Raw genomic sequence first — 26,765 nt, 5'->3', positions numbered from 1 at the left:
GCTGATTCACTTTCATTAACAAACCATTACATTACTTTTAACTTGTTGCTAAATCTGATCCTTTCCCTCTGGACCAAACAAGGAGTTGTGTAATGAAAAACGTCAAAACCGGAGTTATCTGGTTAGTTGTGGCGTTAATCGGTGCCTTTGCTTTTGGCATGTTGGCAGTCAGTCGCGGCGAGCATGTCAACGCCGTCTGGCTGGTGATTGCCGCCGTTTCCTGCTACAGCATCGCCTACCGCTTTTATAGCCTGTTTATTGCCCGCAATATCTTCGAGCTGGACGATCGCCGTCTCACTCCTGCCGAACGCCTTAATGACGGGCTGGATTATGTGCCGACCAATAAATGGGTGCTGTTTGGTCACCACTTCGCCGCGATTGCCGGTGCCGGGCCGCTGGTCGGGCCGATACTTGCCGCACAAATGGGCTTCCTGCCTGGCACCATCTGGATTCTGGTCGGCGTGATGCTGGCGGGTGCGGTACAGGATTTCTTGATTCTGTTTATCTCTACCCGCCGCGACGGTCGCTCTCTGGGGGAAATGGCAAAACAGGAGCTCGGTGCCTTCGCCGGGGTCATCACTATGCTTGGCGCGCTGGCGGTGATGATTATCATTCTGTCTGCACTGGCGCTGGTGGTGGTAAAAGCCCTGGCAGACAGCCCATGGGGTCTGTTTACCATTGCCGCAACCATTCCTATCGCGCTGTTTATGGGCGTTTATATGCGCTTTCTGCGGCCGGGAAAAATTGCTGAAGTCTCGATCATCGGCTTTGTGTTAATGATGGCGGCGATTATCTACGGTGGCGATATCGCCCAGCATCCTTACTGGGGGCCGTTCTTTACCCTGAAAGGCACGTCACTGACCTGGGTGCTGGTGATTTATGGCTTTATCGCTTCGGTACTGCCGGTCTGGCTGCTGCTGGCACCGCGTGACTACCTCTCCACCTTCCTGAAAATTGGCGTGATCGTCGGCCTGGCCGTTGGCATTGTATTTGCCGCGCCGGAAATGAAGATGCCCGCGGTATCGCGCTTTATCGACGGCAGCGGCCCGGTGTTTTCCGGTGCGCTGTTCCCGTTCCTGTTTATTACCATCGCCTGTGGTGCCATCTCTGGTTTCCACGCGCTGGTGTCCAGCGGCACAACGCCGAAACTGGTTGAGCGTGAAAGTCATATTCGCTTTATCGGCTATGGCGCGATGCTGATGGAGTCGTTCGTCGCCATCATGGCGCTGATCTGCGCATCCGTTATCGACCCAGGCGTCTACTTTGCCATGAACTCTCCTGCGGCGCTGATTGGCACCACGGTAGAGAGCGCCTCACAGGTAATTAACAGCTGGGGCTTTGTGGTGACGCCGGAAATGCTCAGCGGTATTGCCCGCGACGTTGGCGAAAACAGCGTGCTGTCACGCGCCGGTGGTGCACCGACCTTTGCCGTCGGTATGGCGCATATTATTACCGAGGTGTTTAACAGCCGCGCCATGATGGCCTTCTGGTATCACTTTGCCATCCTGTTCGAAGCGCTGTTTATCCTCACCGCGGTTGATGCCGGTACCCGCGCCTGTCGCTTTATGGTGCAGGATCTGGTCGGTACCGTAGTGCCATCGATGGCCAATAACCGTTCATGGTTGGGTAACCTCTCGGGAACCACCGTCGCGGTCGCCGGCTGGGGATTCTTTGTCTACCAGGGGGTAATCGATCCGCTGGGCGGCATCAATACCCTGTGGCCGCTGTTTGGTATTGGTAACCAGATGCTGGCATCAATGGCGCTAATCCTTGGTACTGTGGTGCTGTTTAAAATGAAAAAACAGCGCTATGCGTGGGTCACCATCCTGCCGACGGTGTTTCTGTTTATCACCTCGATGACCGCAGGCTGGCAGAAGATTTTCCACGAAAAACCGAGTATTGGCTTCCTCGCGCAGGCGAAGAGATTCTCAAAAGGCATTGAAGATGGCGTGATGATTGCTCCCGCCAAAACCATCGCCGATATGCAGACTATTGTGCTGAGTAATCAGATCAATGCGGCACTGTGCGGCTTCTTTATGCTGGTGGCGATCACCATGCTGGTCTCGGCCTGCTTTGTCATTCGCCGTGCGCTGAAAAGTAGCGTGCCGACTATGCATGAAGCGGAGATCTCACTGCGCAAGGAGGGTCGTCATGCCTGATGCTATCCATGCGCGTCGAGCGCTGACCGGCGTGCCGCAGCTGCTTCGCTGCCACCGGTTAATCACGGCGCCACCACCAGCCGAGCCGTTATCGCTAAGGTTAATCGTTAAACGGCTGGCGCAATGTTTTCGTCTGATGGTCGGCGTACAGGACTATCAAAATTATCTGCGCCATATGCAGGCGCAGCATCCGCTGACCCCACCCATGAGTGAGCGTGACTTTCATCGCTACTGCCTGGAAGCACGTTTCCCCAGCAAAGCGGGAAAACTGGGTAAGTGCCCCTGCTAATCGTCAGCCCCCTCGAACAGAGGGGGCTTTGCGACATCCTCTATCAACGACGTCAGGCCGCCCTCACTTTGTTCGGTTAACGGCGTAGTCTGTACATGCAAGCGATAACGTTTACCGTTATTTTCCAGCACCAGGCCGTGGTATTTATCCTCCAGCCAGTTAAGCGACTTCAGATAGATTTTTTCCCAACCGCTGCTGCCTCCGATAAGTTGATTATTCGCGCCTATGGCGGTGCCGTCCTCAAGCATCATGACGGTATGGGACGTCAGGGTAATATTGGGCTGGGGATCGACATCAATAAATACCATTCTTGCGGCAGGCTCCGCCCTTTCAAGCTGTTCCAGCGAATGAATCACCTTGCTCGCCTCACCGAGAAAGTATCGGTAATTCCCGGACTGCGTTGACTCTCGCAACTTGCTGGCTACTGACTGGCTGATAAATCCGGCACTGGCCTGTAAATTGATCAGCGGTATCCATGGCGCATTATCACCACCCGCCAGTGCCTGTTGCGAGGTTTCAAACTCCGGCAGCAGAATATAATGTTTCGCCAGGCTCATCAGCTCGTGCAGTGCGAATGCGTCATCAATCAACAGTGGGCTGACAGGTATTGGCCGCTTACCCAGCGGGGCCAGAACCTGTTTAACCTGATCGGTGATATCATCGGGTGCCAGCACAAATAAAATATCTTCGGCGGCAAAAGTATCATTGATCTGATTATTTTCCATCTGCGCCTCGGTGCTGTTAAGGGCGAAAATCAGCGGCACTTTCAGGTGATAACTGTTTTTCTCCAGCCAGCGCGCACCGCTTTCAAGTCGGGAAAGCCGCATTTTCGCCAGCGTGACATTTTGCTCTTTCGCCTGCTTCAGGAACAGATCATCAAATCCTGGCGCATACAGGCTGCTGACTTCCGCCGCCGTGCCTGCCGCAATAATCTGATCGGGGGGATAACCCTGGATACGGTTTTGCTCGAATAGCGCCTTTGGCGCGGCAAAGTTAGTCAGAGTAACATTACCCTGATTATCGCTACTGATACCGCGTATATCGCTGGCAACCAGCAGATACTCTCCGGCAGGCAGTGCCGCTGGCCGCTGGCTAATCTTTTTATTGGCCAGCACGTTAAGCTTTTTCCCCATGGCATCAAACCCCTGGATATAACCTTTAGCAAACAGATCGCCAAGCTTCAGGCTAATTAAATCAGTGATGATTATCATCCCATGTTTATTGATACTCTCTTCTTCAAGAGAATGAAGCGACTGGCGCCATATCGCCTGGCTAGCATCTATTTCAGACAGCGCAGCCCGTTTTGCTACGGCTTTATACCAGTCAGGTTGCAGGATTATCGAGTCAGAAGACAGAGATATCAGCATCGACCTTCCCGGCACCAGAGGATTAAATCGTGCACGAGCCTGAGACAATGTATTAAACCACTCAACGCCGATCGCTTTATTCTGATTCAGAGTAAATAAGCGTTCTTGCCAGCCCTCTTCACTACAAATTGATCTCCCCAACGGATCGCTGGCTTTAAAATTCTCGGCAGTAAATTCGATGATGGTATCGTCTATTTCACAGAGTTCTGCATCAATATCAGGCTTAGGCGATTTCACCCTGGCGATATAACGAAGAGCAGGCTGCGCATCACCGATACTGCTCCAGCTGGCCACCGCGCCAATCTCTACTTTATGTCCACGAGCCTGCAAGTAGTGCTGAACAACTTCGGCAAAATCACCCTGCTCAGCCGTCATCATTTTCGGTTGCAACAACTGTTTATGGTGCTGGTTAATATATTGTGCAAAGTCAGCCAGCTCATGTTTAATCTGGCTGACCGGTGCCGGATACCTGGCATCAATAAACGAAAACGGATAATGTTTACCAAAGGGTTCAGCCGGTAAGGTTAAGCCAGCAATGCGACGAATTTCTCTTTTATAAGCCGAAAATACCTGTTTAGCATGTTGAATAATTTGGTTGGATACTGTTTCCGGCAATTTATCCCAGCCAATTTTAATCACCTTGCTGCCCTGCCTGAACAGGCCAACTATCGTTCTGGTACCATACTGAGTCACCAGGTAACGCCCGCCTTCACCCAGTAATACCAGTGCGGCGTCAATATAGGCTCTTTGTGCTTCTTCCGGGCGATCGGCGGTGATAGCTTTCACCAGTCCGGGAAAAACAGACAATGTGGATGTAAACGTAAAACTGGCTTTCCAGCTGGAAATCGCCGCGAAGATTCCCCTGCCCATGCTCGTCAACCCTGCTACCGGAGCAAGAGTGGCCGGCACGGTTAAAATACTCACCAGCGTGGAGATAGTGTCCAGGACTTCAATGGCACTGTCGCGAAAGTGCTCAACGTTGGATTTTACCAGATAATCCATATCAGATTTGAGCGTAGTCACCAGGCTGGTCAGACAATCCTCGTGATGATTACGGCTTTTTATCAGCACCAGCATACTTTTATCTACGTCAGGCGCTATCCACTCTCTTTCAGTACGAAGCTTACCCGACACCCTGATAGCATAATATCCTGACGTATTGATTTTAATCTTGTTATCACTAATTTCTGCCCGTTCGGAGGTCAGGCGCGCTTTAATTGACATATTTTTTTCAATTAAATCGAGTAACTTTTCAGCCTTGCCACCATGGTATAAACAGAGAAACTCAGCCGGGTCGATCCTGACTGAATAAGCACTTTTGTCCCACATGGAAAGAATAATACCTTTACTGAAAGAATCCGTTTCCGTCGCGATAAAAATCAGATTAGTTAACCGCTCCCCTTGCCAGACCAGGCGAAAAAATCTTTTCTGACTTACCGCCTCGCGTACCTGTTGATTAGTCATCTCACTGCGATTTTGTTTATTCTTTTCATAAAAAGCATCCAGTGCGTGCTCGAAGGTTTTTTGAAATAAACTCAGTACCCCCTGTTTTATCACGCCCTCAGTGAGAGCCTCTTCCAGTTCACGCATATACAGCGCCTGCATATCAATTTCCAGCAGTCGCTGTTTCAGCTCACTGCTGACGCCAGCAGGAAAAATAAAATTCATACTCTCATAGCGAAAATGCTTACGTAAATATTCCCGGGTGACAATATCCATAACGGTGTAGTTGCCGAGAGATTGCAAAGTACCGGCATAACCCGGCATCGGAATATGCTGCCGGCCATGACTTGACGGCAACCTGACCGCGATATTGACCGGCGTGCGGGCGTTGATTTTAGTGGTGTCCCCCCTGAACTCTTTGACGATCAGATCCACTTTATCGGTTAACCATTTATGCACATCCCATACCGGAGATTGAATTTTCAACAGAATATCGGTCATTTCATTTAAACTGGCTCTGCCGATGCCTGTTCCGGCCAGCCAGGTGGCCTGCTGATTGTTAGTGCTCTGCCAGTCCATATTTTCTGCGCTATCAATATCAGCCACCGGTCTGTACAGAATAAAACCTTCAATTTCCTTGCGCAGGGCATTGCTCCACTCTGGATGAAAATTAAGCGTCAAATGCGGTTGGCTGCCCTGCGCTTCATCGATCATGTGCAGCGCCTGCTCCAGCGGTAACACCTTGTCGCGGATTTCCCCCTGATACTGTTGAGTTACGGTAACCCGTGAATATTTCGTTAACTGTTCGCGATATGTCAGCAGCAGTGACTGATAGAAATCATCGACAGTAAATGACGATGCCAGCCGTTGACGTTGACCTTTAAACCGCGCAGGTAGCTCTGATTTCTGCGCGCTGGCGGCGGATAACGGCCAGGCCGAGCCCGTGGAAACCGGCGTAGCCTGCAGCCTGGGGTGCTGCCATAGCGTCTGATAACTGAGGCCGCCCAGCCAGCCGCTGGCGGGCAGGCTGTCAGCCTCAGTTGCAGCAGAATCAGCTGACAGAATGTTATTTACCCTGTGTAGCCGATCTGCCAGCTTGATATCCTGCTGCGCTGGGATCGGAAACGAAGCAGATAGCATCAGCCTTGAGGCCATCTGTCTGAGTTTGTCAGCAGACGGCTCCCAGGCTGACGGCGGCAAAGCGATCAGCGTATCTCCCGGCCCGGCTAACGCTGTCACGGTCTGGGGCCGTGGCAAAGTAGACGGAATCGTCACTCCCTGCAGCCGAACAGGAAAATCTCCACTCTCTATCTGCAAACGTGAAGCTACCTTTCCCGTCTCATCCAACACCAGTGAGCGCCAGAACTGCACACCCGCCAGCGGCTCTGCTTTAACTGAGCGGTTTGTCGCTGACGGCGCACAGCCCACCGCCAGATTCAATGGCTGCATTTCTCGCTTAAGCAACTCGATACAGGTATTGGCCTCGACTAACAGATCGGTATCGGCCACTCCCGCCATATTCAGAGCGCTGTTCACCAGCCAGCCATCGGCAGGCAGCGCCGATGCCGGGGCAGTTGCAGGGAATATATCGGAGGTGACGCTTATGTTGGGTGGCTGCCCGGCAGTAACGCTTCTGGCAGGATGCAGTAATGGCTGCATACCATCACTGCCGTGCAGATCGTCCAGCCGCCTTTCCAGCCAGCCGTTGATACAGAGAAACAGGTTTTTATCCGAAGTTGCATGGCGGTGACTGCCCGTCAGTGATGGCCCGCTATCCAGCGTGCCAAGCCAGTGGTGTAAATGGATTCTCAGTTCTGCCTCCAGCGTATTCAGCCCCCCCTGCCGCCGGACCTGCCACAACACCTGAATAGCCCATACCACCATCGGCAGTAAAGGATGGATCTTATTCAGCTGGTCGCTGAACACTTTCAGCCGCAATAGCGCTGGCAGCGCATTTTCACCGATGCCGTTACTTTGCCTGGCTGCGGCCTGATTAATTTCATCAACCAACAGCTGAAACAACGCCGGCTGGTTTTGTTGCAGCCGAAAAAAGCTGTCCAGCTCCAGTGCTGATGGCTTCAGACCCAGCGCCAGGCTGGCTAAAGCGCACAGCTGCTCTGCGCCAAGCAGTGGTTGCGGTATCGCGGGTAACCAGCGTTTGAGGGAGTGAAAGCGATCACTTTCGCCACTGGTACGCATTATTGCCACTGCATCTGCTTGCTGTAAGCGGCGGCGAATAGCGACAACAAATTCTGCGGCGGTGTGCTGCGCCACGCTGAATCGGGCACCGGCCTGATTAAACGCCAGTTGATAATCCTGTGCGGGTGGAGCAACCGACAAACTAAATGAAGTGTTTATCACCGCAGTCAATAAGTTGCCCCATACGCTGCGCCCACGCTGATTTTCTGCTGACGCAGCTGAGGTCGTGCTGGCCAGTTGCGCAACGCCAACACCCGGCTGAAAGGAGGTAGGTTTCACAATAATCATCCATTACAAGGGGTAACGCTCCAGGTACATCCTTTAATTCGACCGGTTAGCCTTAGCTCCACGGAGGAATAATGATGCAATTGAAACGGCGGCTTCCTGCCTCCAACACCAGGCCCAGCCGGGTATCATTGCTGTACTGCAGCGCAGCCAGGTGGATTTTATTCCACCCTGCATCACCGCCTAAAACCTGATTGTTAACGCCGGCGGCAAATCCGCCGTAGGTCATAATCATGGCATGAACTAATTTATGTTTACCGGCAGCGGTCTTTTCCGTAAAGGCAATGCGGGAGCCGGGAACCGCCTCAAATAGCTCTGACAGACTGCGGGCGAGTTGCGGATACTGACCGAGGAATAACTCGAAGTTATCTTCGCTGGTGCTGTGCATAATCAGACTGGCGGTATTTTTATCGAGAAGTTCTGCCTCCTGATACAGTTTTACTAATTCTCCCCAGTAAACCTTTAAATTATCCGCAATGTCAGGGTTGTCTATATGATTTTCCGCCAGGGAGATGACCCGCCTGATGGCGGTATCCAGCCCCTCTCCCGGCGGAGATAATGGCGCAACCGGCTGTTCCAGTGAGGTCTGAATCAGCATCCTGAATTTCGCGCCGTTAAATTCGAGTACAAAACCGTATTGCGCATCCTCAATCCAGTTCAGCGTCGTCAGATACATTTTTTGCCAGCCAGGCTTGCCGCCAATAATCTGATTATCGGCTCCTACCGCCGCCCCCTCTCTCAGCATCATCATGGCATGTGACAACGGCGGTTCGCCTGGCCCTGCCTGCATCTCGCTAAAGATGCAACGCGCGCCGGGTTGTGCCTTACGGATATCATCAAGACTCTTTACCCGCCGGGGATTTTTTGCCAGAAATAATCGGTAATCTTCCGCCCGAACCTGCTGCCGCAACACCTTCAACTGCATATGATCGATAAACCCGCTACTGGCCTGCAAATTAACAATCGCCATCCACGGACGCAGGCTGTCTTTTTCCATCGCCAGCCGCGCATCTTCAAAGCCCGGGAGCAAGGCATAACTTTCTGCCAGCGCAATGGCTTTTAGCAATTTCGGCGAATATTCAATCAGTAGCGCGCTAACCGGAATCGGGGCGGCACGCAGCGTGCTCAGAATCTGCCTGACCGGTCTGAGGAGATCCTGCGGTGCAATAACAAACAGCAGCGCTTCCAGCGGCAGAGTGGCATTGATTTGATTATTTACTATGGTGGAATCATCGGCTAACCGCGTTTTATCCACCGCAATAATCAACGGGACGTGAGCATATTTGACTTCCTTACCCAGCGAGTCAGTTGCCGCCTCCAGCAGCGCCAACCGCTGTTCCGGCAGGGCGATATCCGTCCGATTGCGATGCACCAGAAATTCATCCACACGGTAGGCATACAGTTGGCTGGTTTCCGCCGCCATTCCGGCCTCAAGCACCTGCCGGGGTAAATATCCCTGTAGCCTCTGCTGCTTTATCAGTGCTGCTGGTGCACCAAAGTCGGTCAGTGTGACAGTGCCATTGGCAATATCACTAATGCCGCGCAGATCGCAGCCTATCAGCAGATAGTCACCTTCAGGTAACGGGACCGGCTGCATAGCAACAGGATTCTCAGCCAACAGGCGCAGCTTTTCACCCATCTCATCAAACGTCGGCAGCGTACCAACAACAAAACGCTGCCCAAGCCGCAGACTCAGCGTCTCGGGGTTAAATCCGTAAACATTAATCAGGGTTTCCAGCAGATAAATTTCTTTCCTTACTTTTTCTTGCAGCTTTTCAATCTCCTCTAATGCACTCTGTTTTATTAGCTGATGACGCCATTCGGGACATAACGCCATTGAGTCCGGGAAAGAAGAGAGGGCCAGCTGTCGTGAGTGAATGGTTACCCGATAGCGTTCTTTGACCTGCTCCAGCGTGCTGTACCAGACGATGCTGACGGCTTTATCTTTGAACTGCGCCCGAGCCAACCACTGCTCTTCAGCAGTGATGATGATTTGCTCAGTATCACCCGGTTTATAATGCGAAATCGTAAATTCAATGATGCTGTTTTCGACGGGATGAGCGGAATGCGCACCACCAACCGGCGCGGAAATAACTTTAAGTGGATAGTGATTTACTGGTCGACCGTCACTCAGGCTTCCCCATACTAATATCTCGCCAATTTCAACCTGATAGTGATTACTTTGCAGGTACTCCATCAGAATACCCGGCATCATAACCAGATTGGTAAACAGATTTTTACCGGTAAATAACTGTCTGTGGTGATTATTTAAAAAATCAGGAAAGCCTTCAATCACCTTTCGAATCATTTCGATCGGTGCCGGGGATTTCGCTTTTCGCAGCAATTGCGGATACTGTGGTCGTGAGACGTTATCAGGTAAAGGCACACCAAAAATACGGCACATCGCGGAATTATAAATACTGAAGGTGTTTTTTGTATATTGCAGTATCTTATCTGAAACAATCCCTGGTAACTGGTCAACGTGAATTTTAATCATTCTGTTGCCCTGCTTGAATAAACTTACCAATACTTTTGGGCAGTGCTGTGCAATCAGATAACTTCCTCCCTCACCGATCAGACCCAGCGCAGCGTTCAGGTAGGCCTTTTGCGCCTCTACACGTCGGTCAGCGGTGAATCCTTTAACCAGGTTGGGAAATATTGTTAAGGAAGCCGACTGCACTAAGCTGGTTTTCCAGTTAGTTACCGCGGTCGCCAGTTTGGCCGCTGACTCACTGATTCCCTTAAGCGGTATAGCCGCATTTGGCATCACGTATAATCCAATCATCAATGCTACCGTATTGAGGACTTCAATGGTGCTGTCTCTGAAGTGCTCGGCATCAGATTTGATCAGGTAATCCATATCTGCACGCAGGGTATAGACAAAGGATTTAAGGAGTTCTACCTCGATGCCACCTTGCGGGATATTGAGCGACACTATCGACTTGTCAGTGCTTGGTTCTACCCATGTTTTTTTTACCCAGGTCTTACCGACAAATTCAAGTTTAAAGTAGCCTGAATGATTGATTTCAATCTGATTATTCCTGATATTTGCACTGGGGCACTCGCGCCGCCCCTTAACTGACATACTCTTATAAACCACGTCAATAAAATCTTCTGCTTTGCTTTTATCAAAAAAAGAGAGATTTCCGGCCAAATCAATATTCACCTCCCAGGAATTTTCATTCCACAGTGAAATAATCACACCCTGACTAACACTTCCTTCTTCCGCGGGAATAAAAAGCATATTATTCAACCTGTGACCATGCCACTCAATCTGAAATACCCGATCATTCAGAATGGCTGCGCGAATCTTACTCTCATCAAAGTAACTTTTTATGGCTTTAGTTTTTAAGCTCCAGCTTTCAACTGCTCGCTCAAACATAATCCTGAACAACCTAAGCATTCCAGCTTTAACATCGCCTTCCGAAAGCACCTGTGTCAGTTCAGTAATATATTTCGATTGTAAATCAGTATTCAGTATACTCTTTTTAAGGCTGTCACTAATATTGGCAGGAAATTTAAACTCCAGACTCTCATAGCGATAATTTCCGCGTAAATATTCCCGCGTAAAAATATCCAGTAGCGTATAGTCGCCGACTTTAAACCATTGCCCGGATAAAACAGGCAGCGGCAGATACTGCCTGCCCTGATTAACAGGCAGCCTGACGCCGACGCCGATTGGGGTAGTACCGTTAACCTTGCGAATATCACCGCCGCCGTCAATAACGATCTGATTAATTTTATCATTAATCCAGCTGCGAACATCCCAGACCGGCGACCGCAACTTATTGATCACCTCATCCATTTTATCGAGGCTTTTTCTCGCCAGCCCGACGCCAATTAACCAGGCAGCATACTGATTTTCAGCACTTTCCCAGATCATCGGTTCTTGTGGATCGATATCCGCCAGCAGCGCACCCGAGGCAAAGTTCTCCACTTCGGTACGCAGCGAAGCACTCCAGTCCGGATGATAGTTCAGCGTCAGATGCGGTACGTCGCGGTGTGGTTCGGTGATCATTTGTAAAGCACGTAACAGCGGCATCAGTTGATCGCTGATATCGCCATGATGATTAAGCGTCACGGTCACGTCAGGATAGTTAATTAACTCCTCGCGATATTTGAACAACAGTGACTGATAAAAATCTTCTGCCGTTATCGCCACAGACCCAGCGTTCGGCTTACTGATAATGGCGGGAAGCGTTACCATGCCAAAAAATTGGCCGGCAGCACCAGGCAAGGGCCAGGCATTCGCGCCAACCTCGGGGATTACGTGGTGCGGATGCGCCATCTTGTGTAATAGCTGGTTAAAAAAACCAGCTTGTAAGGGAATTGCCACCTCTCTTTCGCCCGGGCGATAAAATACCGGATTCTTAACCGACCGGACCCGGTCTGCTATTCCATCAGGCAAGCTAAGCTGATGTTCTGTCCAGCGCTTTAATCCAGAGTAAAGCTGACTGATATCTTCATTGTCCTGCTGCTGCTGTTCAGACGGAAGCAACATCAGTACATCATCCGGCCCGGCCAGCTCATTCACCGCGCGCGCACGTGGCTGATGGTCCGGAATGCTCACACCCGACAGCATAAAAGGTTGTGGGCCAGTTTCAATTTGCAGACGTTCAAACAGCTGGCCACGACTATCCTGCGTCACTGAGTAGGCAAATTGAGTACTGGCAACTTCACTATTCTGCTGCGGAACTGAATGATTAAGCCTCGGAACCGGGCAGCCTGTAGCAAAATTGACCGGTGCAGTGTGGAGTTTCAGCATTTCATGGCAGGTTTTTACCTTTACCAGTAGCTCAGCACACTCATTTCCCGCCACGTTCAGCTCACTGTTGCTCACCCATCCCTCAGCAGCCACCAGCAATTGACGACTTTCAGCCTCCTCTGGCGGCATTTCCCTGTAATCCGCTGCGCTTCTGCCCGACTCCGGCAGCCGCTGACGATCGTCACTCAGCCGCCGCTCCACCCAGTTATTTAGCAGGCTGTACAGGTTTTGGTCCGACAGTGCCAGCCTGCCGGGATGCTGACCGGGAGAACTCCCGTCAAAAGAGGACAGCCACTTATGCAGTTGCAGTCTTAATTCGGTATCCAGCGCCGACATTATTCCCTGCCTGCTGATTTGCCACAGTATCTGTGCTGCCCAGACTACCGTGGGTAACAGCGGATGAAGAGAACGGAGATTATCACTGACCACCCGGAGCCTGAGCAGCTGCGGAATGGCACGCATGGCGACGCTGGTCTGCTGTGCTGCGGCAGCCTGATTGATTTCATCCACCAGCAGGTTATACAGCGCGGGATGGGTCATCTCCAGACTGACAAAAAATGCCGGGCTAAACCTTTGCGGGTTGATATTCAACGCCAGACAAGCCAGTTTGCGCAGCTGGTTTTCGCTCAGTAATGGCATCACAACGGTCGGCAACCATTGTTTGATACCATCAAAGGAGCGATCTTCAGGCTGCTGGCGCATCAGTTGCAGCGCTTCCGGCTGTTGTAGCCGACGGCGAATGCTGGCAATAAACTCGCCGGCATCCCGCTGCGGCTGAGTAAAATCTTGCCTGGCTTCTGCAAACGCGCGCGAATAATCATGTTCCGGCGCGGTACGAAACAGGGCGTACGACAAATTAATGATCGCTTTCAGTGAGCCAATCAACCTGCCCTGAGCCACACTGTTGTTGGCATGCATCGCTGAGGCCGCCACAATACTTTCTGAATGAGAAAAATTTAATTTCATAATGGTCATCCTTGACGGTTGGCGATCATCCTCTGATGCCATGAGCAGATCGCGCTGCAATAGAACGGGACAATTAACTAACCATTCATACCCAGTAACTTATTGCCAGAAAGCGGACTGATGATGCAGTTAAATCGGCGATTTCCGGCCAGCAACACCAGTCCATAGCGGTTGTCCGGATCGTATTTAAGAGCAGCAAGGTCGATATTCTGCCATCCCGGCTGCTGGCCAATAACCTGGTTATTCATCCCTGTTGCTATGCCATTGGCGTTCATCATCATGGCATGAACCATTGCAGGCTTTCCTTTAATCTGACCGGCTGATTGCTCGGTAAACAACAGTAGCGATCCGGCATCAGCATTAACTAATTCCGTTAAACTTCGGGCAAGCTGCGGCGTATCACCAAGTAAGGATTGATAATCATCAGGACGAATTGTATTCAATAACTGGTGCATTCTGGTCAGATTTATCGCCCCTGCCAATGCATACAGCCGGATTATGGCAAACCATGATGGCTCACCCATTCCTGCGTTTTTTGCATCATGAGCCCCCGCAGACGACGCATAATTCCTCGCAATTTCCAGCACGCGCCGGGTATAGATATTTATCTCCGGGATGATTTCAGGCGCTGTAATTTCCGGCTGGTGCGTTGATTGCTGGATGCGCATACGATATTTATGGCCATCCGCCTCGATTACAAAGCCGAGTTGCTTATCCTGAATCCAGTTAAGCGTACCCAGCCAGATTTTCTCCCAGCCCGGCAGACCACCAATCAACTGGTTATTCACGCCGACTGCCGCCGCATCCTTAACCATCATCATGGCATGTGACAATGGCGGTTCCCCCGGCCCCAGTTCCGCATCAAAAATTGCAATGCGCGCACCGGGTTCTGCGGCGGAAATATCGCTATAGCTGGTTACCTCCTTGCCGTAGCCGCCGAGGAAATGTCGATAGCTGTCGCGGCGAGTCTGTTCCCGCAATATTTTTGCGGTGGCATAACTAATAAACTGCGTGCTGGCATGTAAATTGATAACTGGCATCCACGGCTGCTGCTCATAGCCCTTAATGGTGTTAAGAGTGGTGTCTTCAGTGGGGAAAAGCACATAAGCTTCCGCCTGAGCAAGCATTTGCTGTAAGGGTACAGAGTCTTCTATCAACAGCGATCTGACCGGAATGGGCTTCTTTCGGACTGACAGCAGAATATCCCGAACCAAATGATTTAAATCGTCGGGAGCCAGCACAAATTTAATCGATTCCGCTGGGATGACATTGGCTACCTGATGTTCTTTTTCCGTTTCTGCCATACCAATTGTTGTGCTGTTAACCGCCATAATAAGCGGCACACGAATATCATTAACTTTCTGCCCAAACCACTCTGAACTTTTATTTAGCTCATGATAACGCTTCTTAGGCAATGACATATCGCTGTCTGTTTCCTGATGCATGAGTAACTCATCCAGTCTTGATGCATATAAACTGCTGTTTACTGCCGCCTGTCCTGCTTTAAGAATTTCGGCGGGCGCATAGGTTTGGGTCAGATTATTAATTATCTGCCTGGCCGGCGCGGAATAATTAATCAGCGTGACATTTCCTTGATGATCACTCCTGATGCCGCGCAACTCGGCACCGATCAGAAAATACTCTCCTTCCGGTAAGGCCACTACCTGTTTACTGATTGGCCTGGTCAGCAATACGTTTATTTTTTTACTTAATGCATCAAACGCCGGTAGGGTTCCTTGTGCAAACAGCGTACCGAGCCTGAGGCTTGCCGTGTCGCGGGTTAATTCGTTTAAATCAGGTAACTCGATCTCATTCTCTATCTTATAAATTTCTTCCAGCATCGCCGCCTGTCGGGTCTCAATTTCGAGCAGCGCCCTGCGCTTCAGTGCATGGTTATACCACTCAGGCCTGACTTCCATTGCATTGGCAAAATGCGCAATATTCATCTTATTGGCATTCTGGAGCTTCTTGTAATAACTCACTGCTTGCTGCGGATTATCAAACCATTCAATGCTGATGGCTTTATCGCGATTCTGGCTTAATTCGCTAAAGGTCATTAACCACTTTTTTTCGCCAGAAATTGACTCGCCTTTAGCATCGTCTGGAGCAAACCGACCAGAAGAGAAATCAACAATAACATCTTCGGTTTCCACAAAGCCTGAATTAACCTCAGGAGGCTGGGATTTGACTCGCACGATATAGTGGATTTTTGGGCTGGCATCAATAAGATTATCCCATCGCACGACCCCACCGAATAACACCTGAAATCCTTTATTTTGAAAATAGAGCCAGGCGATTTCAGGGATTTTTGCCGCATCGGTAAAAAGATCAGACAGCCTGGAAATATTTACCGCATACGCCTTAAAAAAAGCAGTAAAACTAATAAACTCCACCGTCATATCTATTATTGGTGCGGGTGCTTTGGCATCCACAAATGGCACATTATACTTTTCGCCAATTTTGGTGACCGCAGATGATAGTTCATCAACCTGTAATATATTTTTCCTGTAAAGAGCGAAATAGTCATTCGCATGCTGTGATATTCGGCTTAATATCTCATCAGGAAGCTGATTGAATGCCAGTTTTACCAGCTTCCCCCCCTGGTAAAACAGTCCGGCAATCTGTCTGAGACCGTATTTACTGATCAGGTGGCCTGCACCTTCACCCATCAGGCTGAGCAGAGCATCAATATAGGATTTTGCCGCATCGTCAGGGCGATCGGCTGTATTCGCCCGCACCAGATTAGGGAATATTGAAAAGGTTGAGGTTAACGCTAAGCTGGTCTTCCAGCTGGTGATGGCGTTAAATAATTTTGTCGCCATATATCCGGATCCGGTTGCAGTGGTGATGGTAAAGGGTATGTTAAACAGCCCTATCAGAGTCGCAATAGTATTCAGCACCTCAATGGCAGTATCACGCTGATACTCTCCGGGGGATTTGACCAGGTAATTCATATCATCTTTTAACGTCGTAATGAAATTAATCAGTAATTCTTTCTCTATCCATTCTCTGCTGGTCAGAGATAATATTGCTCTGTCAACGGTAGCAGGCTGCCAGTATTTTTTAACGAAAACCTTAGCGTTAAACTCTACGATATATTTTCCTGATGTGTTAATCACGATCTGATTATCTACTATCTCTGCGACTGCAGATTTTACTCGTGTGCCAATCGAGACGCCTCGATTAATCGCGTCCAGCAGATCTTTCACTTTTCCGTCACCATAAAGAGAGAGAGTGCTGAGTGGATCTATCGAGACCACCCAACACTTCTCATCCCATAATGAAATAATCACGCCTTTAGTTTCATTTTCTTCCGGCATAAACACCAGATTATGCAGCTTATAACCATTCCATTGCATCTGACAAAAGCGTCCATTCACCGCTGACTCTCGCAACTTTGTGAGATTCAGCGGGTATTTTTTCTCTGTAAATTTAGCGAAAAATTTATCTACCGCTTTCTCCAGCATGGTTCTGAATAATATAAGCATACCTATTTTTACATCACCACCAGAAAGGACCTGTTTAAGATCCTCGATATAATCCGATTGCAAATCAGACTGCTTAATTTTAGTCTGTAGCGACTGATCAATTTCAACTGGGTAGCGTAATGATATGCTATCCTGTAAAAAGTGATTATCATTGCGTAAATGTTCGCGGATAAAAATTTGCCGTAACGTATAATTACCTATTGGCTGCCAGGTGCCGTCAAAACTTGGATGCAACATAGGCATATGATAAGCACCATGATTGGATGGCAACCAGACACCGGCCATTACCGTGGTGTTACCGTTTATTTTGCTGATATCCACACTGTTTTCTTTTAAAAATGTATTAATTCTATCATTAACCCACACATTAACATCCCAAACTGGCGAGGTCATCTTAGTGATGATATCAGCAACTTTCTCTACCCCTTTTTTAGCTATCCCTCGCCCCAGCAACCAGACAGCCTGCTTATTTGTTGGGCTGTCCCATTCCATGATTTTATTCAGGTCAAAATCGTGAATAAACTTACCTGAAATAAATGTTCTCACATCACTTTCAAAGGAGCTGCTCCAGCCAGGGTGAGAATTTAGCGTTAACTTTACGCCTTGCTCCTTTTCCTGCATCATCTCCAGTGCCTGCTTTAGTGGCACTTCTTCATCCATAACTGAGCTGGTCTGATTTAACGTGACGATGACCTTTGAATAGTTTTCTAATTGCTGCGGATATTTGAAGTATAACGAGTCCATAAAATCGTTCACCGAGACGTCAGCAGAGCTGTTCTGCTGTCGCCCAGTGATTGCAGGTAACGCTCTGACAGGGCTCGCTTTCACGCCAGCGAATGGCCAGCCAGCCCCCCACTGATCCGCTGTCGAAAGTAAGGTTTCTCGCTGCTGAATCTGCTGATGTAATAAATGATTAAATAATCCCGGCTTGAGTGGAATATCAGCCGTCATTTCACCGGCACGTAATAAAACAGTATCAACGGTGTTATTCTCATCCAGCGGCTTAACTTTCAGCGATTGTTCAGAAAGGCGATTCGGATAACTGAGCAGGTCAAGGCTACTGTTAATCACATAAGAGACCACCTGATCCCTCTGCGACTCTGGCAGCTCTTTTTCATCTGCAGTAAACGGCATCAGTATATCGCCCGCGCCTGCCAGCGGATTCATTGCCAGCGGCCTTAGCCTTTCCCCCGGGATGGCTGCACCATCAACTGTTAACGGCGACTCCCCACATTCTATTTGCAGACGTGAATACAGTTCGCCGTTACTGTCTGTCGCCAGCGTTCGGCTAAACTGCGCCGCACTAAAGTCGGGATGAACCACCGTAACGTTCTCGCTGAGTACGGCACAACCGACGGCAAAATTAGCCGGCTGTGCTTCCCGTTTTACCAGCTCATAGCAGGTCTGAACGTTAAGCAGCAGATTTGATTTTTCTGCTGCCGGGTTATTCAGCACGCTATTGTGGCTCCAGCCCTCAGCAGAGAAGCCGCAAGCGGGATCGGATTCAGACCGCAGTTGCCCATTTGCCACCGGGGCGCGCGATTCAGTATCCGGGACAGTGGTACTTCTGGCCGCTTCGACTAGCGGCAATGAACCATCACTGCCGCGCAAATCACCCAACCGCTGTTCAATCCAATGGTCAATTGCGCGAAAAAGGCTTTTATCCGACAGTGCCAGTCTGGCGCTGTCCGCGCTGGCCAGCCTGGCGTCGAATCCGCTGAGCCACTGATGTAACTGCATTCTGAGTTCGCCATCCAGCGCCTTTAGTATCCCCTGTTGACGCAGGCTCCACAGGATCTGAGCTACCCAGACGGCGGTGGGCAACAAGGGATGGAGCCGATGCAGATTGTCACTAACAACCTTAAGCCGCAATAACTCAGGCAGGACTTTTCCGGCAATTCCGGCCAGGCGTTTTGCTGCCGCCTGATTAATTTCATCAACTAACAAATTATTAAGCGCTGGCAGCCGACGCTCCAGGCCGGAAAACCTCTGCGCTGGCTGCCCCAGCGCCAGTGAAATTAATTTGTCACACTGCTGTTTGCTGAGCAGCGGTTGAGGAACCGCGGGTAACCAGCGATGCAGACTATGGAACGACTCAGTTTCCGCCCCGGGATGCATCAGCGCCAACGCTTCCGGCTGCTGTAAGCGACTTTTGATACTGGCAATAAATTCACTGACTGTCTGTTCTGACAAATCCAGCAATTGCTTTGCTTCAGCAAACGCGCGCTGATAGTCGTGCGTGGGCATTGCAAATAACAGATTAAAGGATGTGTTTGAGATTTTTGTCAGTACGCTGAACACCGTGTTGCGCACCGCAGCGCTGGCAGATATTCCGGCGGGAACCGGCGCGGATACACAATCCTGCTGGTGGATAGTTAATTTCACAGTTATCTTCCATGATAAGTGGTTACGCCCTTGTCAGTGACTCGCGATCTGCCAATTTCAGACGCGAACCAATCTTGTAATAATTGCAGAAAAAAGAGTAGGCGTTGTTAACTATTCCTTCACTACTAAAATGATCAAAAAACGATTAAGCCAACATGACAGCGCTAACCATTTTCATGACTATTGGATTTTTTGTCTCTGCACGTCAGTGCTTTACACCTGAGTTTCGGGCAGAAAAGATGATGCCGATTAAAATCTGCGATGATTACTTCTTATGCTGCTGCATGTTGCCGAATACTTTTACTAAAATAATGAGATACTGACTGCAGTGCACATTGCGGAGGACGTTTTCATGACCGATGAACAAGGGCAAACATTGCTGTATACGCTGTTTGGTACCACCAGCCCTCATTGGCATCTTTCTGCAGACAGCGATGCACTTAATTTTGCCGAAAATGAACAGGCGGATATCAATCTTGCCGTCGCGTTGGTTCCGGCACAGGCCAGTCTGATTCGCAGCATGACGGTGATCACCTCCAGCGTTAATCTGAGCATATCGCTGCATGGCACGCTGGTCGCGCTCCATCTGGTGGGACGTAAAAAAGATCAGTTTACCTGGACTGGAACCGCATCGGCATGGGGCGATACCTCGTCGGTGGCACGCGATCTAACCCTGGGCCTGTCGTTCGCCGAGCAGGTAGTCTCTGAAGCCAACTCGGTAATTGTGATTCTGGATAAGCTGGGCAATATTCAGCGCTTTAACCGGCTAAGTGAGGAATACACCGGCCTGAAAGAGCAGGAAGTGATTGGCCGCAATGTGTTTCAGCTGTTTATGACCAAGCAGGAAGCCGCCGCTTCGCGCCACAATATCAGCGGTTTTTTTCGTGACGGCAGTTCCTATGAAGTGGAGCGCTGGATCAAAACCAAAAAAGGCCAGCGGCTGTTTCTGTTTCGCAATAAGTTTGTCCACAGCGGCAGCGGTAAGAACGAAATATTTCTCATCTGCTCCGGGACTGATATTACCGAGGAGCGACGCGCGCAAGAGCGCCTGCAACTGCTCGCCAATACAGACTCTATTACTGGCCTGCCGAATCGTCATGCCTTCAATCATCAGATAAGCCAGGCGCTGGAACAGCGCGGTGAAAGTCAGCTTGGCGTGGTCTATCTCGATCTCGATAACTTTAAGAAGGTTAATGACGCCTACGGCCATATGTTTGGCGATCAGCTTTTACAGGCCGTCGCGCTGGCGATCCTCAGCTGTCTTGAAAAAAACCAGACGCTGTCGAGGCTGGGAGGCGATGAGTTTGTTATTCAGGCCGAAGATAGCACTCAGTCAGCCCTGGAAGCGATGTCGTCGCGCATTCTTGAACGACTGAAGCAGCCGTTCCGCATCGGTCTGATTGAAGTCTATACCGGCTGCTCAATTGGGATTGCTATTGCTCCACTGCACGGTGACGATCGTGAAAGCCTGATTCGTAATGCTGATACCGCAATGTATACCGCGAAAGAGCGTGGTCGTGGCAAGTTTTGCCTGTTTCATGCCGAAATGAACCAGCGGGTATTTGAGTATTTATGGCTGGATACTAACCTGCGCAAAGCGCTGGAAAACCAGAACCTGGTCATTCATTATCAGCCGCAGGTTGAACTCAACGGTGAAGTCACCACGGTTGAAGCGCTGGTACGCTGGCAGTCAACCGAACGTGGGCTGATTCCTCCCAAGGACTTTATTTCCTACGCTGAAGAGTCCGGATTGATCGTTCCGCTCGGTCGCTGGGTGATGTTATCGGTGCTGGCACAGATTATTGCCTGGCGCGAACAAGGGATCACGCTGCGGGTGGCGGTCAATGTTTCAGCACGACAGTTGCTCGATCAGAGCATCTACAGCGATCTGAAACAGGCGCTGCAGCAGGCCGGTATCGTGGGCTGCCCGATTGATATCGAACTGACCGAGAGCTGTTTAATTGATAACGAAAAGCAGGCGCTGATGCTAATGAAACAGTTTCAGGATCTGGGCGCTGAAGTACATCTGGACGATTTTGGCACCGGCTATTCTTCACTGTCACAGCTGGCACGTATACCGGTAAATGCTATTAAACTGGATCAAAGCTTTGTGCGCGGCGTGGACCAACAGCTGGTGTCTCAATCACTGGTGCGCGCGATTGTGGCGGTAGCCAAAGCGCTGAAATTGCGGGTGATTGCTGAAGGCATTGAAACCAAGGCCGAAGAACAGTTTATTATCGCCAGCGGCGTCGATTCCTGTCAGGGCTACTATTACGCAAAACCAATGCCCGCAGAACAACTCGGGCACTGGCTTGCACATCATAACGTTAAAAAATAGTTATCCCGCTTTGCGCAGGTGCGCGCTGTGGCGGTTTTGCAGCTGTACCAGTCGCTCCATATAAGCCAGATCTTTTGGCTCCAGCGTAAAAGCAAAATCGACCCAGTCCTCAGTGATATCCATCAGTTCAGCCCGCGTCAGCTGTAATACCCGCTGACGTGCTTTCAGCATTGCCCTCACTCCATTCAGCTTAGGTTTTAAACTATCGATAAAGGTGCGGGTGGTACGATAAGCCTCTCCTGGCTGAAACAGACGATCGGTCAGTCCGCGCTGTTCAAACCACTCTGCGGTGTGCGACTCCCCTTCACAGATCAGCTCCTCGGCCAGCCTCATCCCGGCGCGGCGAGCGACCAGTGAATATCCCCCCATTCCCGGGAACAGATTAAAAGCGATTTCTGGGAAACCCATCCGCGCGTTGTTTTGCGCCAGGATAAAATGATGCGCCAGCGCCGCTTCGAAACCACCCCCGAGTGCACTGCCTTCAATCATCGCAATACTGACCGCACCAGTACCAAAGCCTTTTGCCGCTGCATGGACGCAGTCGACGCAGGCGCGGGCATAAGCGCGCAGCGCCTCTCGACGCCCCCCCTTAATCGACTCAACAAAGAAGCTTAAGTCGCCGCCGGTATTAAACATCGAGGGCACCAGCGAACCGGTTACCCAAAAATCGATGACTAAACCGGAATTCTGCGCGGCATAGCTCAGATTCATAATCTCTTCAATCAGTGGATGGTTAAAACATGGGCGCGGTTCCGCCTTCAGCAACATCCATAGGGTGCGCCGCTCTTCCTCATAATAGGCAGCAAGCTGAGTCGTGTGACCGGCTTCGGTGAACAATCTGCAGGTAGGTTGATTAATTACTGACATTGTTTGATCCTCGGATTATTGAATGCGTTATACGCATCCTCAGCGTAATCCAGAGTCAGTCAGTGCTAAATTAAAGACTGATTTTCAACATAAAAATAATTTTTTCTCTCGCAAGCTGGCGATCCAGAAAAATATAAGTAGGGTTGCAGTTTAGAAGCTGAAAATATCGTTTTTCAATCTGCTGATTTCCGTTGAAGACAAAGTAAATACAGCATCAGAGTATTGTTGCAGATTTGGAAACCACCTGAGCGGCGACAATGCCGCCCGGCAGCTAACACTTATTTCTGACCGTACCAGGCATTAGCGCCATGCTTACGCAGGTAATGTTTATCGAGTAAATCTTGCTGCATCTGCGGTAATTCAGGCGCCAACTGTTGACTGAAAATGGCCATATAGGCGACTTCTTCCAGCACTACCGCACTGTGTACCGCGTCATCAGCGGTTTTTCCCCAGGCAAAGGGGCCATGCGAGTTGACCAGCACCGCCGGTATTTCCAGCGGACTGATATCCCGCTGGCGCAAGGTTTCAACAATCACCTGTCCCGTCTGCCATTCGTAGCGATCAACGATTTCTGCTTGCAGCATTTTGCGGCTACAGGGGATATTGCCGTAAAAATCATCCGCATGGGTAGTCCCCCACGCCGGGATGTCCCTGCCAGCCTGCGCCCAAATGGTAGCATGGCGCGAGTGGGTATGAACGATGCCGCCAATTTGCGGCCAGGCAAGATACAGTGCGCGGTGCGTGTCAGTATCAGATGACGGGCGCTTGCTCCCCTCAACGACCTTACCGCTTTCAAGCTCCACCACCACCATATCGTCGACCGTCATCAGTGCATAGCTGACGCCGGAGGGTTTAATCACCATCAGCCCGCTTTCGCGATCAATGGCGCTGACGTTACCCCAGGTGAAGGTCACCAGCCCGTAGCGTGGTAATGCCAGATTGGCTTCCAGCACCTGTTGTTTAAGTTGTTCCAGCATCGCATAGCTCTCCATTGACGGCTTTAGCACTATTTTCAGCGTGCCTTGCGCAGCTGGCTATGGAGCGGACTGCTGTATCAACGGCAGAAAGTTGCTGAACCCGTGATTATCTGCTGGAAATTGAGAATTTTTACCCTGCCAGATGATGTACAGCCAGATACAATATTTACATGCAATAGCTTATGAAGTGATAGTTAGCCCCCTTTCTATCTTCCTTCAGCCGCAATTGCACTCCACTGCTGCCAACAGTGACTTACCAGAGCACTGGAGTGCTGTAAGACTGAATATCATGGAAGAAGAGCCCGACGTTTTGACGCTTACGGCATGGAACAGAAGTAAAACGTCATAAATTAGCAGCAAGTGGACCTGTATGCAGAGATCACCAACTATACTAAATGGGTATTCTCTGTGAGAAAAAATTAAGGAGATGTCATGATGTCAATTAATGCTAAACGTATTACCGCCGCAATGCTGGCTGCCACTTTAGTGCTGTCTTTAAGTGGCTGTTCAAACTGGTCTAAACGCGACCGTAATACTGCTATTGGTGCCGGTGCCGGTGCAATCGGCGGTTCTGTTCTGACGAACGGCAGCGGTTTAGGTACCGTTGGTGGCGCTGCCGTTGGCGGTATCATTGGTCATCAGATCAGCAAGTAGTTTTTACTAACCATTATAAGAAACTGTTCTGGCTTAACGCAGCGCATCTGATAACAAAAAAGGCCGCGAATCTCGCGGCCTTTTCTTTTGAATTTTTCCTGAGCGCCAGTCTGATTAACCGCCAGCCAGCTTAACTTTCATGCCCTTTGCTTCCAGCAAGCTTTTAAGCAGGTCGCGTTTATCACCCTGAATCTCAATCACGCCCTCTTTGACTGCGCCACCGCAGCCGCATTTCTTCTTAAGTTCGGCCGTCAGTCTGGACAGCTCAGCATCATCCAGCTCAATGCCGGTAATCAGGCAAACACCTTTGCCTTTGCGCCCGCTGGTCTGCCGCTGAATACGTACCACGCCGTCACCTTTGGGACGCTGCACCTTTTCTTTGGGCTGTTCAATACGGCCACTGTCGGTTGAGTAGACTAAACGGCTGTTGTCGTCGTTCATGATGGCTCCTTCAGCGATGCCAAAATATTTTGCAGCGCTTGCGCCGGGTCGTCAGACTGCGTAATAGGACGACCAATCACCATATAGTCAACGCCCGCGCGCTGCGCTTCTGGCGGCGTCATAATCCGACGCTGATCGCCTGCGGCGCTGCCTGCCGGGCGAATGCCCGGCGTGACCAGCTTGAAATTCTGGCCAATGGCCGCTTTTAACCGCTTCGCTTCATGAGCGGAACAGACCACGCCATCAAGACCACAGTCGTTGGTCAGGCGCGCCAGCCGCTCAGCATGCTCTGCCGGAGAGAGATCGATACCGATATCACGCAGATCTTCGGCTTCCATGCTGGTCAATACGGTAACCGCAATCAGTAAAGGCGCATCTTTACCAAATGGCAGCAGCGCCTCGCGTGCTGCGGTCATCATCCGCCTGCCGCCGCTGGCGTGGACGTTAACCATCCAGACACCGAGATCGGCAGCAGCAGCCACCGCATGCGCGGCGGTATTAGGAATATCGTGAAATTTAAGATCGAGGAAGATTTCAAAGCCGCGCTGTTGTAGGTCGCGCACCAGCTGCGGACCAAACAGCGTAAACATCTCTTTGCCAATTTTCAGGCGGCACGATTGCGGATCGATGCGGTCGACAAAGGCCATTGCGCGTTGGCGATCGGCATAATCCAGCGCCACCAGAATCGGCGAGTCGTTTACAGTTTGAGGTGATGACATGAGAAAACCCTCTGACGGTGTAGCACCAGCATGGCGCAATGGATAAACGGCAAGCATTCTACCTGCGCCGCGCCCAGGTTTACAGCGCAAGCTGGTAGTAAATCGCAGAGCAGGGAAAAACCCTCTCGCCCCTGCCAGACCGCATATCAGCCCGGTGGCTAAAATGCGCACCGTGATAAACAATATGATTCATAGTATGTTGTAACTAAAGCCGGCAACAAAAAATTCCCGCTGCCGGGAATCTCTGTTTACTGGCCGTCCAATCCACGAATCGGCTTCACCGACGACCAGGCGCGGCACGAAGGACAGTGCCAGTAAAGCGCATGAGCGGTAAAACCACATTTATGGCAGCGATATCGCGGCTTGGTACGAATTTGCTCGCCAACCATATCCCGCAGCACCATCAGGCTGTCTTTCGCCCTGCCGTCTTCCGCCTCGTGCAGGTGGAAATCCATCAGGCGGTGAAAGACGCGCATGGTCGGATGGCGCTGCAATTGCCGGTTAATATACACCTGCGCCACCTCTGCGCCCTCCTGCCGCTCCAGAATATCCGACAGATAGAGTTCAGCCGCAGCGCCCGTGTTCTCTTCAACGCAGCGTTTCAGGTAATCCGTCCAGGCCTGCGGCTGATTCAACCGCTGATAACAGGTTTCCAGCATTTCCAGCGTTTCACTGACCAGCTCTTTATCCTGCTCAATCACCCGCTGGAGATGATTAACCGCTTTGGCATTTTCCCCCTGCGCCATCAGAATGCGCCCCATCATGATCGACACCCTGGCGCTCTGGCGATCCGCCGCCTCAGCTTTGTGCAGCAGACTCATCGCGCGGTCGAGATCGTCACTGGCCATCGCCTGCAGCGCCAGTTCACAGTAAAAGTGGGCAATTTCCATCTTTTGACGGTCTTTACCCAGTTTCACCAGCCGCTCGGCCACCTCAATCGCTTTCTGCCAGTCGCTGGTAGCCTGATGGATCAGCAACAGCTGTTGCAGCGCACCCACGCGGAAGTCGGTCTCATCAATCAGCTGACCAAACATATCTTCCGCACGGTCATACATACCGGCAACCATATAATCACGACCGAGCTGCTGAATAGCCAGCAGGCGCTGATCGTAGGTCAGCGAAGCGCTCTCCATCAACGACTGGTGAATGCGGATGGCGCGATCCACTTCGCCGCGCGAACGAAACAGGTTGCCGAGCGTCAGGTGTGCTTCCACCGTACCGCTGTCCTCTTTCAACATATCGAGGAACAGATCGACCGCCTTGTCCTGTTGGTTTGAAAGCAGGAAGTTAACGCCTGTAACGTAGTCTCGGGACAGACGGCTCGCTTCCTGTTGCTTATCCTGTTGCGCACTCCTGCGCCCCATGTACCAACCATAGGCGGCAGCAACGGGCAGTAACAGAAACAGCAATTCAAGCATGAGTG

The 26,765-nt window shown here is 50.6% G+C and carries 13 protein-coding genes; 5 read left to right on the top strand and 8 right to left on the bottom strand.

All coding sequences use genetic code 11. The annotated features are described in order from the left end of the window. Nucleotides 1-92 precede the first annotated feature (92 nt). Nucleotides 93-2,159 (top strand): carbon starvation CstA family protein, encoded by a 2,067-nt coding sequence (locus tag ACP3TC_RS09625; protein ID WP_426818088.1) that lies wholly within the window; start codon nt 93-95, stop codon nt 2,157-2,159. Beyond that, the gene (locus tag ACP3TC_RS09620) at nt 2,152-2,448 is read left to right on the top strand and encodes a YbdD/YjiX family protein (RefSeq protein WP_313852147.1); all 297 of its coding nucleotides are present in this window, start codon (nt 2,152-2,154) and stop codon (nt 2,446-2,448) included. The genes ACP3TC_RS09625 and ACP3TC_RS09620 overlap by 8 nt, the downstream gene beginning before the upstream one ends. Here the strand turns inward: ACP3TC_RS09620 and ACP3TC_RS09615 are convergent. The 3 genes from ACP3TC_RS09615 to ACP3TC_RS09605 all read right to left on the bottom strand — a co-directional run bounded on the left by ACP3TC_RS09615 (nt 2,445) and on the right by ACP3TC_RS09605 (nt 18,284). Then, nucleotides 2,445-7,736 carry a hypothetical protein gene (locus ACP3TC_RS09615; RefSeq protein WP_426818087.1) on the bottom strand — a complete coding sequence of 1,764 codons (5,292 nt, stop codon included), beginning with the start codon at nt 7,734-7,736 and terminating at the stop codon, nt 2,445-2,447. The two genes, ACP3TC_RS09620 and ACP3TC_RS09615, sit on opposite strands and share 4 nt — an antisense overlap. Before the next feature lie 61 nt (nt 7,737-7,797). Continuing rightward, a complete protein-coding gene (locus ACP3TC_RS09610) occupies nt 7,798-13,473 on the bottom strand; it encodes a hypothetical protein (RefSeq protein WP_426818086.1) in 5,676 nt (1,891 codons plus the stop codon). A gap of 77 nt (nt 13,474-13,550) precedes the next feature. Further along, nucleotides 13,551-18,284 (bottom strand): hypothetical protein, encoded by a 4,734-nt coding sequence (locus ACP3TC_RS09605; RefSeq protein ID WP_426818085.1) that lies wholly within the window; start codon nt 18,282-18,284, stop codon nt 13,551-13,553. A 946-nt stretch (nt 18,285-19,230) separates the two neighbouring features. Here ACP3TC_RS09605 and ACP3TC_RS09600 point away from each other — a divergent pair. Further along, nucleotides 19,231-19,386, top strand: coding sequence for a hypothetical protein (locus ACP3TC_RS09600; RefSeq protein ID WP_313852152.1), 156 nt, complete (start codon nt 19,231-19,233; stop codon nt 19,384-19,386). 312 nt (nt 19,387-19,698) lie between these two features. Then, nucleotides 19,699-21,684 (top strand): cyclic di-GMP phosphodiesterase, encoded by a 1,986-nt coding sequence (pdeR, locus tag ACP3TC_RS09595; RefSeq protein ID WP_313852153.1) that lies wholly within the window; start codon nt 19,699-19,701, stop codon nt 21,682-21,684. Here the strand turns inward: pdeR and ACP3TC_RS09590 are convergent, their stop codons facing one another. After that, nucleotides 21,685-22,551, bottom strand: a complete 867-nt coding sequence (locus ACP3TC_RS09590) for a crotonase/enoyl-CoA hydratase family protein (RefSeq protein WP_313852154.1) — start codon at nt 22,549-22,551, stop codon at nt 21,685-21,687. Between the two features lie 278 nt (nt 22,552-22,829). After that, nucleotides 22,830-23,528 (bottom strand): L-ribulose-5-phosphate 4-epimerase, encoded by a 699-nt coding sequence (araD, locus tag ACP3TC_RS09585; RefSeq protein ID WP_313857732.1) that lies wholly within the window; start codon nt 23,526-23,528, stop codon nt 22,830-22,832. Between the two features lie 435 nt (nt 23,529-23,963). On the opposite strand from araD, the gene osmB reads away from it, so the two are divergent. Continuing rightward, on the top strand, nt 23,964-24,182 hold the full coding sequence (gene osmB, locus ACP3TC_RS09580; protein ID WP_313857734.1) for an osmotically-inducible lipoprotein OsmB: 219 nt from the start codon (nt 23,964-23,966) through the stop codon (nt 24,180-24,182). A gap of 114 nt (nt 24,183-24,296) precedes the next feature. On the opposite strand, the gene yciH is transcribed toward osmB, so the two are convergent. The 3 genes from yciH to lapB all read right to left on the bottom strand — a co-directional run bounded on the left by yciH (nt 24,297) and on the right by lapB (nt 26,760). Next, nucleotides 24,297-24,623, bottom strand: coding sequence for a stress response translation initiation inhibitor YciH (gene yciH, locus ACP3TC_RS09575; protein ID WP_313852155.1), 327 nt, complete (start codon nt 24,621-24,623; stop codon nt 24,297-24,299). After that, nucleotides 24,620-25,342 carry an orotidine-5'-phosphate decarboxylase gene (pyrF, locus tag ACP3TC_RS09570; RefSeq protein ID WP_426818084.1) on the bottom strand — a complete coding sequence of 241 codons (723 nt, stop codon included), beginning with the start codon at nt 25,340-25,342 and terminating at the stop codon, nt 24,620-24,622. Before pyrF ends, yciH begins: the two co-directional genes overlap by 4 nt. Before the next feature lie 248 nt (nt 25,343-25,590). Next, nucleotides 25,591-26,760 carry a lipopolysaccharide assembly protein LapB gene (gene lapB / locus ACP3TC_RS09565; RefSeq protein ID WP_313852157.1) on the bottom strand — a complete coding sequence of 390 codons (1,170 nt, stop codon included), beginning with the start codon at nt 26,758-26,760 and terminating at the stop codon, nt 25,591-25,593. Nucleotides 26,761-26,765: the final 5 nt, after the last annotated feature.

It is taken from the genome of Winslowiella sp. 2C04 (assembly GCF_050037805.1).
GTDB classification, from domain to species: domain Bacteria; phylum Pseudomonadota; class Gammaproteobacteria; order Enterobacterales; family Enterobacteriaceae; genus Erwinia; species Erwinia toletana_A.
The sequence above is the reverse complement of the archived record's forward strand: the minus strand, read 5'-3'. Positions and strand labels throughout refer to the sequence as shown.